The sequence below is a fragment of the Parasphingomonas zepuensis genome, from assembly GCF_036663735.1.
Classification (GTDB): Bacteria; Pseudomonadota; Alphaproteobacteria; order Sphingomonadales; family Sphingomonadaceae; genus Sphingomonas.
Genome location: NZ_JAXOJO010000007.1, coordinates 124,795 through 141,025, shown reverse-complemented (window position 1 = coordinate 141,025; position 16,231 = coordinate 124,795). Strand labels below are relative to the sequence as shown.

Here is a 16,231-nt window from a genome sequence, read left to right as displayed (position 1 = left end):
AGTGCCCCGGCGTGATCTCGCTTTCGTCAGGCCGCCGCCCGTTCGGCGGCCGGCCGGCGCCGCAACCCCGCCTGCGCGATCGCCGGCGGCTGATAGGCCGCGCCCTCGAGCGGCGCGACATCGACGCCCGCCGGCACGATCGCGTCGATCGCATCGAGCAGGTCGTCGCTGAGTGTCACTTCGGCACCCGCCAGCAGGCCGTCGAGCTGCTCCATCGTGCGCGGGCCGATGATCGCCGCGCTCAGCGCCGGATGCGCCACCACGAAGGCAAGCGCCATGTGCATCAACGAGATGCCGGCGCTCTCCGCCAGCGGAATGAGCTGCTCGACCGCGTCGAGGCTGCCCTCGTCCGACATCGCCTTGGGAAAGTATTTCGCGCGCAGCGTATCCGGCTGCGGCGCGCCCTTGCGGTATCTGCCGGTCAGCATGCCTTTGGCCAGCGGGCTCCACGCCAGCACGCCCATGCCGTAGCGCTGGCAGGCCGGCAGCACCTCGCGCTCGATCGAGCGGTTGAGGATCGAATAAGGCGGCTGCTCGGTGCGGAAGCGCGCCAGCCCGCGGCGCTCGGCAATCCATTGCGCCTCGACGATGTCGGATGCCGGGAAGGTGGAGGCGCCGATCGCGCGGACCTTCCCTTCGCGCATCAGATCGGTGAGCACTGAGAGCGTCTCTTCCACGTCCGTATCGGGCGACGGCCGGTGGATCTGGTAGAGATCGATATAGTCGGTCTGCAACCGGCGCAGCGAGTCCTCGACGGCCCGGGTGATCCAGCGCCGGGAATTGCCTTGCATGTTCGGATCGTCGCCCATCGGGCCATGCACCTTGGTTGCGAGCACGATCCGGTCCCGCCGTCCCTGCAGGGCCTTGCCGACGATCTCCTCGGACTCGCCGGCGCTGTAGCGGTCGGCCGTGTCGATGACATTGATGCCGAAATCGAGCGCCTTGTGCACCATGCGCACGCATTCGTCGTGATCGGGGTTGGCAAGCTTCCCGAACATCATCGCGCCAAGGCAATAAGGGCTGACCTGGATGCCGGTGCGGCCGAGTGGACGATACTGCATGTGTGTTCTCCAAGGGTATGGCGAGGTGCCGGCAAACGCCCTATAAGCGAACCGGAACCAGTGTCCGGTTCTATACGGAACCATGTTCCGTTTAGCAAGGATGATATGAAAGTGGCGATTGAGGCCGATCGACCGGATGAGCCCGACGACCTGGGTCCGCCGCAACGCGCCGATGCGCGGCGCAATGTCGACGCCCTGCTGCGCGCCGCGATGACGATCTTCGCGGATGCCGGCGTGGACGCGCCGATGCGCTCGATCGCGGCGGCGGCGGGCGTCGGCGTCGGCACGCTCTACCGGCACTTTCCGCAGCGCTCGGACCTCATCAAGGCGATCATCCAGCGCGAAGTCGACGCCTGTGTCGCGGCCGCCGCGGAAATCCGCGCGACTCAGCCGCCGGGCGCAGCGCTTGAGGCATGGGCCCAGCGCCTGGTCGATCTCGCTGCCACCAAGCGCGGCCTCGGCCCGGCGCTCCACTCAGGCGACGCGGCGTATCAGGCGCTCCCGCTCTATGTCCTCGGCCAGCTCACCCCGGCGCTCAGCGGCCTGCTCGATGCCGCCGCGGCGACCGGAGAGATCCGTACCGATATCGACGCACGCGAATTGCTGTTCGCCATCCTCCGCCTCGCCGGTCCCGCCAGCGAAGGCGAAGCGCCCGAGGCCCGCCGGATGGTCGCGCTGCTGATCGACGGCCTGCGCTTCGGTGCCGGGAAAACCGGCTGAAGGAGCGCGTGCGCCCTATTGATGTTCTCGAAGCCCGACGTGATGGTAGCGCGCAACCTTCTTTCGAAAGTCTCCGCCGCTGTTCGTCATCCGTCCCGCCAGGCCCGACGACGCCGCCGCTCTCACCAGGTTGATGCACGCGTCGGCCGCCTATGGCGGCGTCTATGCAAGCATTCTTGAAGGCTATGCCGTGTCGCCCGCGCAGGTCGCCAACGACCTCTTCCATGTCGCCGAACATAATGGCTCGATCGCCGGCTTCTACAGCCTGACCCTTGGTGGCGAGCCCGAACTGGACCTCATGTTCGTCACGGACCCTGCGCAGGGAAGCGGGCTGGGCGCCATGCTTTTCCGGCATATGAGAATCGAGGCAAGGCGGCGCGGCATTGCCGCGGTGAGGATCGTCTCGCATCCCCCGTCCGTCGGCTTCTATCAGAAGATGGGCGCCACCATCATTGGCACCAGCCCACCGACGCCCAGGGCGGCGTGGGAGCGCCCGATCCTTACCCTGCCCGTCTGATCCCGTCCCGACATAAGAGCCGGCGCTCAGAGCTGGAACGGTTTCACCACCACCAGCAGCGCGATGACCGCAACCGACCCGGCAAGGAACGCCGCGATGTACCCGGTTCGCACCCGGCTCTCCACCGTCTCGCCCCGCCGCAGCCGCCGCAACCGGCCGGACTGGACGCCGTGCAATCCCGTAAGCGCAAGCACGAAAGCGAGCTTCGCCCACAGCCACGGGCTGCCGAACCACGCCCCCTCGGCGGCGATCGTCGCGCCGGTCAGCCACACCAGCAGCATCGCCGGCACGGTCACCCGCCGGTCCCAGCCGGAAACCAGCGCCACCGTCCCGCCATCCCGCTGGCCGGACACCGCAAAACTCTGCGCGAACAGCCCGCCGATGAAGATCAGCACGGCCGCGACATGCATTGCCTTCAGCCAGAGATAGGGCATCACGCCGGCGCCATCCCGGCGGCAAGCGACGACTGCTTGCGCCGCAACAGCCCGGCATTGAGGAAGCCCCCGAACGGGACGAAGGCGGCAAGGCCAAGCCGCGCGATCTCGCGCCTCGACCAGCCGCCGCCCGAAACGGCAGCGATCATGCTCCATGCATAAGCGACGAACGCCGCGCCATGCACCGGCCCCATGATCCGGGTCGCCAGCGCATAACCGAACACATGCTTGAGCGGCACCGCGACCAGCAGGAGGATCAGCAACGTGGTCGCCTCGACGAACGACGCGAGCAGCAGCCGCCGGATCTGCGCCACGTCTTCGGCCGCCGCCGATAGGGCGGGCATGCCAGCACCTCCGGACATCACAGGTTCGCCGGATCGGCGCCACTGCGCACCAGCAGCGCGACCAGCGCATGCTGCGCGCGCCGGTCAGCCTCGGGATCGCGGTTGAAGCGCATCGCGCTGTGATGCGCGAGATAGATGCCGCACAATTCCCACACGATCTGATCGACCTCGATCCCCGCATCGAGATGGCCCAGCCCGACAGCTTGCTCCACCTGCGTGCGCAACAGCCCGCGCCATTCGGCGTCAAGCGCAACCACCCGGTCGCGCACCGCGCCCGGGGTGTCGTCCAGCTCGAACAGCGCGGCGGCAATCGGGCACCCGCCCCGCAAGCCCGCCCGCGCCGACCAGCCGAACCACCGCCCCACCAGCGCCATCAGTCGCGGCAGCCCCTCCGGATTGAGCATCGCTGGCGCGACGACATGCTGGAGCGCAAGCCGCGCGGTTTCCTCGAGCAGCGCCAATTCCAGCGCCTCACGCGACCGGAAATGCGCGAACAGCCCGCTCTTCGACAGGCCCGTCTCCTCCGCCAGCCGCCCGATCGTGACGGAGGACAGCCCGCCCTGGCTCAGCGTCTGCAGCCCGGCTGCGATCACGCGGGTTTTTGTCGTCTCGGCTTTCATAGGATTTTAGTACGAACGATCGTGCTATTTTGCAAGCACACTTCTCGTCGGCTCGCGGATTTGGCGCGCAAAGCGGTGTTGTCGATCGCGCTGCCGGCGTTCAGCGTGCCGGCAGCGTCACCTTGGGCGCGGCGGCGAACGGCTCGATGCCGAATTTGGGATAGACTTCGCTCGGATAATAGAAGGTGCCGTCCTTCACCACCATGGCGATCGTCTTGATCGCCTTGATCGTCCTGGTCGGATCGCCGGGCACCAGGAAGAAATCCGCCAGCTTGCCCTTGGCGATCGATCCCATCAGCTGATCCTGCCCGGTATAACGGGCGCTATCGAGCGTCGCGCGCGTCAGGATCTCGGACGGCGTCATGATGCCCTTCTCCTGGTACAGCTCCATTTCGCGGTGGAAGGTGAAGCTGCCCCCGGTATCGGTGCCGAACACGATGAACACGCCGCGATCGTGGAGCTGCTTGGTCACTGCCAGCAGCTTGTCCCACGCGCCTTCGTAGAGTGCGGCGTCGCCCGGCGCCGAAACGTCGATCCAGCCTTTCATCAGGTCGCGCCGAGCACCGACCGGCAGATGCGCCGCATAATCGACCGCGCCGGGCGGAATCTTGCCGTCGCGGTTGAGCAGCAGATTCTCGTGGATGCCGAGCGTCGGGTCGATCGCCTTGTGCCCGTCGACCATCAGCCCGATCGTGTGCTGGACCTTCGCATCATCGAGCGACAGCGCCGGCAGTCGCTTCAGCGCGGTCAGCCGGAACAGGGTGCGCGTGTCTTCCTGCGGACCGATCACCCAGCCGAGCACGAACTGGTTGATATGCGTCATCTCGTCATAGCCGGCGCCGATCATCTGATCGGCGGTCGCGAAGGCGGGGACGTGACCCGCGACGCGCATGCCGAGCGCATGTGCTTCCTTCACCATCGCCGGCACCCAGGCCGGGTTCATGCTGTTGTAGATCTTGATCTGCGCGAAATCGCGCGCGCCGTACCAGCGCACTGCGTCGATCGCGGCCTGCTGGCTGTCGACGACGATGCCGTTATTGGCGCTGAACGGGCTCTTGCCCTCGATGAAGCCGGAGCGGATCACGTGCGGGCCGCCGATCTCGCCCGAATCCACCCGGTCGATCATCCGCGCGAGCACGGCATTGTCGTTGCCCATGTCGCGCACGGTCGTGATGCCCGCGACCAGATTGAGCAGCGCGTCCTCCTGCCCGAGATGGCCGTGCATTTCGTACATGCCGGGCACCAGCGTGCCGCCGCCGCCGTCGATCGTCACCTCGCCCGGCGTGGCGGGGCTGTCCGCGGTCTCGACCGCGGCGATCGCCTTGCCCGATACCAGGACGGAGACCGGATCGGTCAGCTTGCCCGTAACGGGATCGAACACCCGCACGTTGCGGATGCGCACCGGCGCGCCGTACTTATGCGCGACCTGCTTCTGGATCTCGACGAAACGCTGCGTGCTCCAGTCGGCGGCGAGCTTGCGCAGCCGCACTTCCTCGCCCTCATAGCCTTCGCGCACGACGATCGACTCGGCCGACACGCTGGCGAAGAGCCGCCCCTGCGCATCGAGCAGCATCGTCTCCGGCGTCGTGTCGATGCCGGTCAGGTCGTACCGCGTCACCTGGATCGGGCCGCCCTTGCCGTCGACGCTCAGCGTCTCGCCCTTTTCCAGCCGCAAGGTGCCGCCCGGCAGCGCCCGCATCGTCATGCCCGGCTGCTTCAGCAGCGCGGTCGCATAGACCTGGTCCGACCAGGGGCTGCCGCTCTGCGTCACATAGATGGCCGGTGCGCCGGCGGCGGCGCTGCCCTTGCCGGTCGAATCGATCCATTCGGCGCGCTTGCCCCGCCGCACGTAGCTTTCCGCCACTTTGCTGCCGAAAGTGGTGGTGCCCGTCACCGTCCAGGCGCTCGGGAGCGCATCCGGGCCGGTCGTGATCGTTTCGGCGATCGTCGGCCCGCGGCCGTTATTCTTGATGTCGAAGTCGATCGTTGTCTTGTCGCCCTGCGTGTCGGCGACCAGATGGCCGACATTCTTGCCGCCGAAGATCGCCGTGAAGCGGGCGGTTTCGGCAACGGCCGGAGCCGGGGCGAGCGCCAGGATCAGCGCGAGCGACATTTTTCTCATCGGGCCCATAAGAGCATGCCGTCAGCCCGAAATGAAGCGCCTTTGTGCCGGGGCAACGCCCCCGATCACGGGCTCGGCTTCGCCTTCTCCGCCGCGATCCATGTCAGCATTTCGCGCTCCATCGCGGGCAACGGCTCCGAACCCATGTTGAGCAGCGTATCGTGGAAGCGCCGCTGGTCGAATCGATCGCCCAGCTCGCTTTCGGCGATGCCGCGCAGCTCCCGCATCTTCATCTCGCCAAGCTTGTAGGCAAGCGCCTGGCCAGGCCAGCTGATGTAGCGATCGACCTCGATCTCGATATCGAGCTTCGCCAGCGCGGTATGGCTTGCGAGATAGTCGATCGCCTGCTGCCGGGTCCAGCCAAGCTCATGAAGCCCGGTATCGATGACCAGTCGGCAGGCGCGCCACATCTCGAAGGTCTCGCGCCCGAATTCCTCATAGGGTGTGCGGTACATGCCGAGCTTGGTGCCGAGCCATTCCGAATAGAGCCCCCAGCCTTCGCCATAGCCCGAAAAATAGGTTTCGCGGCGGAATGCCGGGCGATCGGGCGCTTCCAGCGCCATCGCCGCCTGATGGCTGTGGCCCGGCACGCATTCGTGGAGCGTCAGCGAGACGAGATTGTAGAGCGGTCGCGATTTGAGATCATATGTATTCATCAGGCAGGCGCTGAGCCCGCCACGGCCCGACGTGTAGACGGGCGCGATCGCGTCCGGCACCGGCTGGATGGTGAAGCGGAAGCGCGGCAGCACGGTGAAGACATCCTTCAGCCGCCCATCCATCCGCTTGGCGACATAGGCCGAAAAACCGAGCAGCTCGTCCGGCGTCCGCGCATAGAATTGCGGATCGCTGCGCAGGAAGGCGAGAAATTCGGCGAAGCTGCCCTTGAACCCGGTCTGCGCGATCGTCGCCTTCATGTCGGCATCGATCCGCGCAACTTCCTTCAGCCCGATCGCGTGGATCTGCTCCGGCGTGAGATCCAGCGTGGTATATTCGCGGATCTGGCTGCGATAGAATGCCTTGCCGTCGGGCAGGGCGGAGGCCGCCAGGGTCTGCCGCGTGCCCGGCAAATAGGTCTCGCGGAAGAAGCCGAGCAGCTTGCGATAGGATGGCGCCGCCGCGGCGTCGATCGCCGCCCGCCCCTCGGCCCGAAGCGCCGCCTGTTCGGCCGCCGGGATCGCGGCCGGCATTGCCTCGAACGGATCGTTCAGCGGGTTGGCGGGGCCTGCCGCGGTAAAGGCGGCGATCGTCGCGTCGCGCCCCTCTAGCGTCACGCGCGGCGGCGTATAGCCGCGCTGCAGCCCGGCGCGCATGTTCGCGATATTCTCGTCGAACCAGCGCGGCACGTCCTTCAGCCGGCCGATATAGCGGCGATAGTCCGCGGCGGTTTCCAGCGCCGCATAGGGTTTCACCTCGCCCCAGAAATAGGAATCGCTGTTGAGCGGCGCTTCGTAGGTCCGGTAATCGATATTGGCGATCTGCGCGCGCAGCGATTCGACGAGGACGGCGGCGTTGAGCCGTTCCTCCGGAGATAATTCGGCCGACGGGATTTTCGCGATCCTGTCGAGCACGTCCTGCCAATAAGCGCGGCGCCGCGCCCAGTCGGCCGCGGTGACGGCGGGAAAATGGTCGTCGTCCTTGCTGCGCAGTCCCTCGCTGACCTGGGCGAATTCCTTTTGGCGCCACTGCCATTCGGCGTCGTAGATCGCCTTGAGCTGCCGGTCGGCTGCGCTGGCGACGACGGCAGCCTCGGCCGCCGTGCCGACACCCGGCTGAATCGCGGCCAGGCCAATGGCCAGCATGAGTGCCGTGTGCAGAATTCTCATAGTGCCCCTTGCCCCGGGCTTTGCGCCGGGATCGGCACCCTATCCGGGCCAGCGCCCGATCGCTATACCGCCCCCCGCCCCGCGGGTGGCTGGATGCGCAAATCCATCTCGCCAAGCGCAACGCCGCTGGCGCGATCGACCACCACTGGCTCCACCTCGGCCTCGCTCCCGGTCTCGATCAGCCGCGAGAAGTCGGCGTCGCCGAAATGCCGCCCGCCCCAGGCGCCGAACGCGAACAGCACCGGCAGGAAATCCCGGCCCGCCGCGGTCAGCAGATATTCGTCGCGCGGCGGGTGTTCGCTGTAGCGCCGCCGCTCCAGCAGCCCGTTCCCGGTCAGCGCGGCCAGCCGCCGGGTCAGGATGTTCGGCGCAATGCCCAGGTTCTTCTGGAACTGGTCGAAGCGCGTCGCGCCGCCGCCTGCATCGCGCAGGATCATCATGCTCCACGCATCGCCCACGCGGGTGAGGCCACGGGCGATCGGGCAGGGGCCATCGGAATATTTCGCATTGTCCATTGCATAATGATAGTCACATTCCTATCATTATGCAAGTCACTCGTCGGGCATCGGCTCTTATGGGTTCGGGTGAAAGAAGGAGACACATCATGACCAATGCGACTTTGGGCACTGCCCTCATCACCGGCGCCTCGACTGGCCTCGGCGCCGTCTATGCCGATCGCCTCGCCCGGCGCGGCTATGATCTGATCCTCGTCGCGCGCGACGCCGGGCGGATGGAAAGCCTCGCCGCGAAGCTCACCGAATCCACCGGCCGCACCGTCGACGTGCTGCGCGCCGACCTGACCGACCGCGCCGATGTCGCAAAGATCGAATCGCGTCTCGCCACGGACGGCGCGATCACCCTGCTGGTCAACAATGCCGGCATGTCGCTGACCGGCGGCCTGCTCGACAGCGACATCGCCCGGGTAGAGGCGCTGATCGCCCTCAACATCACTGCCCCGACGCTGCTCGCCGCCGCCGCCGGCAAGGCCTTTGCTGAGCGCAAGCATGGCGGGATCATCAACATCGCCTCGGTGCTGGCGCTGGCGCCGGAGATGTTCGACGGCGTCTATAGCGGCTCCAAGGCCTATCTGCTGAACCTCAGCAAGTCGCTCGCCGCAAAGCTGGAGCCGCTCGGCGTGCGCGTCCAGGCCGTCCTGCCCGGCGCCACCCGCACCGAGATCTGGGAACGCTCCGGCAAGGATGTCGACAGCTTCCCGGTCGAATGGGTGATGGAGGCGGGCGACCTGGTCGATGCGGCGCTGCTCGGCTTGGATCGCGGCGAAACCGTCACCATCCCGCCGCTGGCGGACGAAGGCCAGTGGAAGGCCTATGAAGCCGCCCGCCTGGCGATGGGCGACCGGCTCTCCAACCGCCAGGTCGCGCCGCGCTATCGTGAGGCGGTCAGGGAAACGGCCGCGGCCTGACTATACCTCAAGCCCCTCCCCTTCAGGGGAGGGGAAAGGGGTGGGACAGCGTCGGGCAGGGGTCGATCCCCTGTGCGGCGCTTCTGACTGGACGCGGCGAATCTTTTCGGCGCGATTGAGCGAACTGAGTATTGCGGACGCGCTATCCTGATCTTCGCGCTTTGCGTGAATCCCTCTTCATCTTTCCGCAGCGCGGTCTCGAGTCATCCCTGAGCGGCGGCCCGGCAGGTCGCCACGATCGTTTGGCGGAACCAGCGATGCGCCGGATCGGCATCGAAACGCGGGTGCCACATCGCGCAGATCGCCAGTTCCGGCGTCGTCACGGGCAGGTCGAACCCCCGGATGCCCTGCGCCGCCATCTCCCCGTGCCGAAGGCATGACTGCGGCACGAGCGCGACCAGGTCGGATTGGCGCGCGATATTCAGCGCATCGAGGAAGCTCGGCACGATCACGACGATCTCGCGCCGCAAGCCGATCGCGCCAAGGGCGTCGTCGACCGGACCGCCCGACGCACCCCGCCGCGACGTGACGACATGCCCGCAAGCGGCGTAAAGCTCGGGCGTCACCGGTCGCTCGAACAAGGCGTGGCGCAGGCGGGCCGCCCCGACGAAGCGGTCGCGGAAGATCAGCTGGCTTCGCACCTCGGGTGCGGACCCGCCCGCCGTCCCGATCTCCAGATCGATCCTGCCGTCGCGCAAGGGGGTCACATCCTTGTCGGGCTTGGGGGCAAAGCGCAGACGGACATGGGGCGCCGCCTCGGTAAGGGCCGTGACCAGAGCGGCGGCGAACAGGGCCACGAACCCTTCATTGGCGCGGATAGTGAACGTCCGCTCGAGCAGGGCCGGGTCCATGGAATCGGTGGCCGGCGTAAGAACGTCGCGCGCTTCCTGGGCGAGCGCGTGGACACGCCCGGCCAGCCGTTCCGCATAAGGCGTCGGCACCAGCGACCGCCCGGCCTGCACCAGCAGGGGATCGCCGGTCGCCGATCGCAGCCGCGTCAGCGTCCGGCTCGTCGCGGAGACGCTCAGCCCAAGGCGTCGCGCAGCCCGCGTCACGCTGCGCTCGGCGAGCAGGACGTCGAGCGCCGCAAGCAGGTTCAGGTCGATCGGCGCCATGCGGGTTGATAGCCCGACCATGGCGCGACGCATAGCGCTTCATGCAACCCTGCTTTGCATCTCATGCGTCTGGCGCCCGCATCGGCGGAGGCCCAATTTCGGGGAGAGATTTTCGAAAGGACCCACCATGAAGCTGATCGGCATCGAGGAGCATTATCTGACGGCGGAGGTGCGCGACGCCTGGAACGCCATCGGGCTGGAGGCGACGGACCCGAGCGTCGGCGTGCATTCGGGCGAGATCGAGCGGCGCCTGCTCGATCTGGCCGGCGAGCGCATTGCGCTCATGGACGAGACCGGCCTCGATGTTCAGGTGCTGTCGCTGACCACGCCCGGGCTGCACGATCTTGGGCCGGAAAGCGTCGATCTCGCACGCCGCGCCAACGATGCCGTGGCCGAAGCCATCGCGCGATGGCCCGATCGCCTCCAGGCGCTGGCGACCCTGTCCGTCGCCATGCCCGACGAGGCAGCGCTGGAACTCGAACGCTGCGTCCGGACGCTCGGCTTCAAGGGGACGATGCTGTCCGGCCGGGTCGGCGATCGAAATCTGGATCATGCGGACCTGTTCGCGATCTTCCAAAGCGCCGCGGCGCTCGGGGTGCCGGTGCTGCTGCATCCGCGCACGCCCGCGAAGGAGGTGCGATCCGCGTATTATTCGGGTTTCGCGCCGGAGGTGGACGCGGCGTTCGCCATGTACGGCCTCGGCTGGCACTATGACGCCGGCATCCAGTTCATCCGCCTCGTGCTTGCCGGCATGTTCGATCGCTTGCCCGGCCTTCAGGTGATCCTCGGCCACTGGGGAGAAGTGGTGCTCTTCTATGCCGAGCGCCTGGCGGCATTGGACCGGGTATCCGGACTCGCCCAGCCGATTGCGACATACCTGCGCCGAAACCTCTACGTCACCGCCAGCGGCATGTTCCTGCCGGCATATCTCGCCCGAGCGGCCGCGATCGTCGGTCCGGACCGGCTGCTATTCTCGACCGACTTTCCCTATCAATACCGGCCCGGCGGCGACGCGCGCCGCTTCCTGGCGGAATGCGGTCTGGACGAAGCCGACAAGGCCGGCTTCGCCCACGCGAACTGGCTTCGGCTGACACAGCGTGGCGGCGCATTTTAGGGGAAGTCAGGCCGTGCCGGCGGTGATACCCCCCTCAGAACCGGTCCGAAACCAGCCCGTCCACCACCCGGTCCTTCAGCCACCGGCTCCCGAAGCTGCGGAAATGCGTCACCCGGTCGAGCACGAAGCTCTCGCCCTTGGGCACGCGCAGCCGGAAGAAATCCGCTTCCTCGACATCGTTGAGATAGAAGGCCGCGCGCGGGTCGGCCTTCTCGACGGCGACCTCGACATTGCTCATCTCGATATTGCGCACGTCGCGAATGAAGAATCCGGTCGCGGGCACGTCACCGAACATGTTGGGTTCGGGATAGGCGAGTTCATTGAGCGGCGGGCGCAAAGCCGCCATCGCCGCGGGCGCACCGCCGATCTGGTGCAGGAACACGTCGCTGATCTTCACATCCTCGATCGGATGGCCGGGGATGCCGGCCAGGATCGAGGGCAGCCAGCCGGCGCCCGAGCTGACCAGATTGGTGATCGTCACGCGCTTCAGCGTGCCGATCGGCGTGCCCTTCGGCCCGCGCATGCGCCGGCCCAGCCGCATGAAGATCGGCGAGCTGAAGCTGCCGCGCATCGTCACGTTGGTGACGGTCACGTCCTCGAAATTCGCGCCGTCCACCGTCTCCAGCGCCAGCCCCTGGCTGTCGTCGAACACGCAGTTCGTGATCGTGATCTTCTTGAAGCCGCCGTTGGATTCCGTGCCGAACTTGATGCGCCCATGCACCGTGTTGGCGAAGGAGGCCGGCATCTTCTTCCACGTGCCGTCGATCACGGATCCGATCACGTAATTGCCCGTCACCAGGCAATTGGCGATCATCAGGTCCTCGGTGTCGCGGGGATAGCCGAGCGCGAAGCTGCTCTTCGGGCAGATCGCATCGTCCCATGGCGAATTGATCGTGCAATTGGTGATGCGCACGCCGCGGCAGCAGTCGATGTCGAAACCGTCGCGGTTGGTGTCGACCAGCAGATTGTCGATCGTCAGGTTATCGACGCCGGTCGCGAGCAAAGCGAACCAGCCGCCCTCCAGCACCTGGAAATCGCGCAGCAACACGTTGCGGCACAGCTTCAGCGCGATCGCCTTGTTGCCGGTGCCCGGGCCGTTGGGGTCGCTGAGATAATTGTCCTTGCCGTCGCCGCGGCCGAGGCCCTTGCCCCAGATCAGGCCCGAACCGACGATCGCGATATCGTGCAGCCCCTCGCCCCAGATCAGGCTGTTGCGCCAATGGCTGTGGCCGAAATCCTGGTAGGCGCCATGCTCGCCGATCGGCTCGGCATGGTCGTACCCGCCGCTGCCGCTGGTCGGTGCAGGGGCGGCGAGGATCGTCGCGCCCTGGTCGAGATGCAGCGTGATCCGGCTCTTGAGGCGGATCGTGAAGCAGGCATAGGTGCCGGCCGGGAAAAACACCGTGCCGCCGCCGCGCGCCGCGGCATGGTCGATCGCCTTGTTGACCGCGATCGAATCGATCGTCGTGCCGTCGCCCTTCGCGCCGAACTGGCGGACGTCCACCCAGCCGGCGGTGCCGGCTATCGGCAGCGGCCCGCCGCCGCGCTCGGCGGCCAGCGCCGGGCTGGCGCCTGCCGCCGCGGTCAGGGCGGCCGATCCGCCCAGGATCATCGAACGGCGATCGAGCGTCATCGGGCCTGCCCCTTTGTCGAAAAATTGCGGGGAGGCGGCGTGGCCCCCTCCCCCCTTTATCAGAACTTCACCGTCGCGCCGAAGAACAGCTCGGTGCCGATCACGTCATAGGTCGCGGCGAAGGTATTCGCGCCGGGGCCCTGGGTCGTGACGGGCGGCTGCTTGCCGAACAGGTTGTTGGCGCCGCCGTAGAATTGCAGGCGCTTCGTCACGTCATAGGTGAACGACAGGTCGAAGTAATTCTGCGCCTTCAGCACCGGATAGGCGAAGCTGCTGAGCGCCGGCGCATTGGCCGCGCCGGAGCGCAGCGGCAGGATGTAGCGGTCGGTCGTGACCTTGCCGACATAACGGTGGCGCAGGCTGAGGCCGAGATCCCCGACATTCCAGGTGACGCGCGAATTGCCCCGCCATTTCGGCAGCGGCTGGCCGCAGGTCGGCCCGTAAGCCCCGGCGCAGTAATTCTTGATATTCGCAAAGGCGGCGATCGGGGTCGAAGTGAACTCGTCGAGCCAGGTGTAGCTGGTCGAGAAGTCGAACGAGCTGGTCTCGGCGAGGCCGGGGAAGCCGAAGCCGGCCTGCAGCGAGTAACGTACCGCGAAATCGATGCCGGACGTCTTCAGCGAGCCGGTATTGGCGTTGCGGATCTGCGCGACATAGGGATCCTGGATCGCGCCGGACGTCGGGTTGCGCTTGATCGCCTGGCAGAACTCGCTGCTGGCATCGCGGATCACGTTGTAGCAGAGGTTCAGCGTGTTCTGCAGCCCGCCGCCGAGCGGCGAGATCGCGCCGTCCAGCGTGATGTTGAAGTAGTCGACGCTGATATAGAGCCCCTTCACGAAGCCCGGCGTCAGCACCACGCCGGCGGTGAAGGTGTCCGACTTCTCCTCGCTGAGATTGACGTTACCGCCAAAATCGGCCGGGATGATGTTTTCCGGCTGGACGCCCGCACCGAACACCTGCCCGGTGGGAACGCCCGTCGCGATGCAGATCGCCTTGATCGCGTCCTGCTGCGCCGTGGTCAGCCCTGCGCGGCTCGAGCAGGGATCGGTCGCCGTCTGGACGGAACGGCTGGTGCCGCCGAACAGCTCGTTGACGTTCGGTGCGCGGATCGCACGCTGATACTGGCCGCGGAACGCGATGTCCCGGGTCACGCGCCAGTCGAGCCCGCCGAGATAGGTCCACACCCCGCCGATGCCCGACAGGCTGTAATCGGAATAGCGGAAGGCGGCGTTGGCGGTCAGATTCTCGATGAACGGCGTGTTGTGGATCAGCGGCACGCGGATTTCGCCGAACACTTCCTTGGCGGAAACTTTGCCGCTCGTCGGCAGGCCGGGATTGAAGCCGGCGACGTCGCCCGAGGACAGGAAGGAATCCGGATTGAACCTGGCGCTCGATTCGCGCCATTCGACGCCGGTCGAGAAGCCGACCGGGCCGGCCGGCAGCGAGAACAGATTGCCGGTGATGTTGGCCGATGCGACCTGCAGCTCGGCCGTGGTCGAGTTGGTCGCGCTGATCGAGATCGCCTTGGCGCAGGCTTCGGTGATGTTCTCGCCGAAGATGTTGCACACCGGCGCCGCGCCGCCGACCGACAGCAAGGATGCCTGCAGGCGGCTGCGCGAGATGGCGTTGCGCAGCAGCGTCGTCTCCTCGGTGCGGGCATAGGTGTAATAGACGTCGTACGACAGGTTGGTCAGGAAGCTGTCCGACGCGCTGCCAATGTCGCCGCGAAAGCCCCAGGCGCCGCGGAAGGTGTTGCGGCGCGCATCGGCCTGGCGCTGGCCAAGCTCGCGGTAGCGACGGCCGGCGGTGACGACGGCGAGGCCGTCGCCGGCAACCGTGGTCCGTGTCGCCGAGCCGCTGGTCACCGTCGTGGTGCCGACTTCGGCCAGGTCGAGCTGGCGGAACACTTCGCGCAGCTGCGGCGTCAGATAGGGGTTGTTGGTGTTGAACAGCGTCGGCACGCCGACATTGCTCGGCGCGAGCTGCGCGCTCACCAGGTTGTTGGAGTAATGCAGCTCCATATAGCCGGTGATGCTGTCGGTGAAATCATAATGGCCGAAGCTGTTGATCATCCAGCGTTCCTGCGGAATGATCAGGTAATTGTCGGGGCCGAGGTTGAAATCGTCCTGCGGCGTCAGCGCCGGGCGCGCGGCGGTGCCGGCGTCGTTGAAGGTGAAGCCGCGCGAGCCGAGCCCGCCAAGGCCCGCCGCGGTATAGGCTGCCTGCAGCCCCGGGCTGGCGTTGCCGAAGGTCGGCAGGCCCGAGAAGCGGCCATTGGGGATGTCGCCGCTGCCGCCGGCGATGAAGCCGAGCTGCCCGCCGCCCGACGTGCAGGTCTGGCCGGCGGGGATGGCGAAGGGCGTGCCGGCGCTGTTGGCGCTGCCGGTGCCTGGCACGACGCAGCCGTCGGACAGCGAATCATAGGCGAAATCGCCGCGCTCGCCGCGGGTGATGCCCTTGCGCCGCAGGTAATTGCCCGAAACCACCAGGTTGCCGCGGCCGTCGGCGAAATTGCCGCCCAGCGTCAGGTCGAAATTATAGGTCGGCGTGCTGGTCGGCGCGGCGAGGTTGACCTGGGCCTTGGCTTCGACGCCCTCGAAATCGTCGCGCATGATGAAGTTGACCACGCCGGTGATCGCGTCCGATCCGTACACCGCCGAGGAGCCGCCGGTGACGATCTCGGTCCGCGCGATCAGCGAGGACGGGATGGTGTTGAGATCGGTGACCTGGTCCGGGCCGTAGATCGCGAAGCGGCGGCCGTTGACCAGCACCAGGTTGCGCGTCGCGCCGAAGCCGCGCAAATTGACGTCCGCGGTGCCGCCGGGAACCGTGTTGGAGGTGGCGCCGCCATTCTGCGAGCCGACGAACTGCGGCGAATCGCTCAGCAGCTTCTCGACATTGACCGTGCCGGCGAGCTTCGCGTCTTCCTGGCTGAGCACGCTGACCGGGGTCGAGGCGGTGAACTCGGCGCGGCGGATGCGCGATCCGGTGACGACGATGTCCTGCTCCGGCGCCACCGTCGCTTCGCCCGCCGGGACGGCCGGCAGCGCGCTCTGGTCGATGACCGGCCGGGCCGTCTGCGCTGAAGCGACAGAGGCGAGGCTCAGCCCGGCGGCGACGATCGCCGATCCGCACAGGAAGCGCGCGCGCCGATTGGCGGTGGTGGTGGTCTCTTTCATGGTTCATCCCCTCTTGCGCCCCCTGACAAGGAGGCTGCTGCTTCAGTTGCGGACAGCTCGCGCGGCCCTGTGAGTCTCGCCGGTTACCGGTCTCGTTCGTCTTGCATCCGCGTTGTTCCGACCTGA

Annotated in this window: 14 protein-coding genes; 4 read left to right on the top strand and 10 right to left on the bottom strand. The window is 67.0% G+C overall.

The window, feature by feature from the left end; translation table 11 throughout:
- Positions 1 to 26 precede the first annotated feature (26 nt).
- Entirely contained in the window at positions 27 to 1,061 is a 1,035-nt protein-coding gene (locus tag U1769_RS22315; RefSeq protein ID WP_332720272.1) for an aldo/keto reductase, read from the bottom strand.
- 111 nt (positions 1,062 to 1,172) lie between these two features.
- Here U1769_RS22315 and U1769_RS22310 point away from each other — a divergent pair, with 111 nt between their 5' ends.
- Both U1769_RS22310 and U1769_RS22305 read left to right on the top strand, forming a co-directional pair.
- Positions 1,173 to 1,781 carry a TetR/AcrR family transcriptional regulator gene (locus U1769_RS22310; protein ID WP_332720271.1) on the top strand — a complete coding sequence of 203 codons (609 nt, stop codon included), beginning with the start codon at positions 1,173 to 1,175 and terminating at the stop codon, positions 1,779 to 1,781.
- A gap of 133 nt (positions 1,782 to 1,914) precedes the next feature.
- On the top strand, positions 1,915 to 2,298 hold the full coding sequence (locus tag U1769_RS22305) for a GNAT family N-acetyltransferase (protein WP_332720269.1): 384 nt from the start codon (positions 1,915 to 1,917) through the stop codon (positions 2,296 to 2,298).
- 26 nt (positions 2,299 to 2,324) lie between these two features.
- Here U1769_RS22305 and U1769_RS22300 read toward each other — a convergent pair whose 3' ends face one another.
- The 6 genes from U1769_RS22300 to U1769_RS22275 all read right to left on the bottom strand — a co-directional run bounded on the left by U1769_RS22300 (position 2,325) and on the right by U1769_RS22275 (position 8,156).
- Positions 2,325 to 2,732: a CopD family protein gene (locus U1769_RS22300; protein ID WP_332720365.1), complete on the bottom strand. Its 408-nt coding sequence runs from the start codon at positions 2,730 to 2,732 to the stop codon at positions 2,325 to 2,327.
- The gene (locus U1769_RS22295) at positions 2,732 to 3,076 is read right to left on the bottom strand and encodes a DUF3817 domain-containing protein (RefSeq protein ID WP_332720268.1); all 345 of its coding nucleotides are present in this window, start codon (positions 3,074 to 3,076) and stop codon (positions 2,732 to 2,734) included. The genes U1769_RS22300 and U1769_RS22295 overlap by 1 nt, the downstream gene beginning before the upstream one ends.
- Positions 3,077 to 3,093: 17 nt before the next feature.
- Positions 3,094 to 3,696, bottom strand: a complete 603-nt coding sequence (locus U1769_RS22290; RefSeq protein WP_332720267.1) for a TetR/AcrR family transcriptional regulator — start codon at positions 3,694 to 3,696, stop codon at positions 3,094 to 3,096.
- Between the two features lie 100 nt (positions 3,697 to 3,796).
- Positions 3,797 to 5,809: an amidohydrolase family protein gene (locus U1769_RS22285; RefSeq protein WP_332720266.1), complete on the bottom strand. Its 2,013-nt coding sequence runs from the start codon at positions 5,807 to 5,809 to the stop codon at positions 3,797 to 3,799.
- 74 nt (positions 5,810 to 5,883) lie between these two features.
- Positions 5,884 to 7,641, bottom strand: a complete 1,758-nt coding sequence (locus U1769_RS22280) for a DUF885 domain-containing protein (protein WP_332720264.1) — start codon at positions 7,639 to 7,641, stop codon at positions 5,884 to 5,886.
- A gap of 62 nt (positions 7,642 to 7,703) precedes the next feature.
- Positions 7,704 to 8,156 carry a winged helix-turn-helix transcriptional regulator gene (locus U1769_RS22275; protein WP_332720263.1) on the bottom strand — a complete coding sequence of 151 codons (453 nt, stop codon included), beginning with the start codon at positions 8,154 to 8,156 and terminating at the stop codon, positions 7,704 to 7,706.
- Positions 8,157 to 8,245: 89 nt separating this feature from the next.
- Between U1769_RS22275 and U1769_RS22270 the strand changes: the two genes are divergently transcribed.
- Entirely contained in the window at positions 8,246 to 9,064 is an 819-nt protein-coding gene (locus tag U1769_RS22270; RefSeq protein ID WP_332720262.1) for an SDR family NAD(P)-dependent oxidoreductase, read from the top strand.
- A gap of 203 nt (positions 9,065 to 9,267) precedes the next feature.
- Here U1769_RS22270 and U1769_RS22265 read toward each other — a convergent pair whose 3' ends face one another.
- Positions 9,268 to 10,200: a LysR family transcriptional regulator gene (locus U1769_RS22265; protein ID WP_332720261.1), complete on the bottom strand. Its 933-nt coding sequence runs from the start codon at positions 10,198 to 10,200 to the stop codon at positions 9,268 to 9,270.
- A gap of 106 nt (positions 10,201 to 10,306) precedes the next feature.
- On the opposite strand from U1769_RS22265, the gene U1769_RS22260 reads away from it, so the two are divergent.
- Positions 10,307 to 11,293, top strand: coding sequence for an amidohydrolase family protein (locus U1769_RS22260; RefSeq protein ID WP_332720260.1), 987 nt, complete (start codon positions 10,307 to 10,309; stop codon positions 11,291 to 11,293).
- A 34-nt stretch (positions 11,294 to 11,327) separates the two neighbouring features.
- Here the strand turns inward: U1769_RS22260 and U1769_RS22255 are convergent, their stop codons facing one another.
- Both U1769_RS22255 and U1769_RS22250 read right to left on the bottom strand, forming a co-directional pair.
- Positions 11,328 to 12,926: a rhamnogalacturonidase gene (locus U1769_RS22255; RefSeq protein ID WP_332720258.1), complete on the bottom strand. Its 1,599-nt coding sequence runs from the start codon at positions 12,924 to 12,926 to the stop codon at positions 11,328 to 11,330.
- A 59-nt stretch (positions 12,927 to 12,985) separates the two neighbouring features.
- Positions 12,986 to 16,105: a TonB-dependent receptor domain-containing protein gene (locus tag U1769_RS22250; RefSeq protein WP_332720257.1), complete on the bottom strand. Its 3,120-nt coding sequence runs from the start codon at positions 16,103 to 16,105 to the stop codon at positions 12,986 to 12,988.
- Positions 16,106 to 16,231 lie beyond the last annotated feature (126 nt).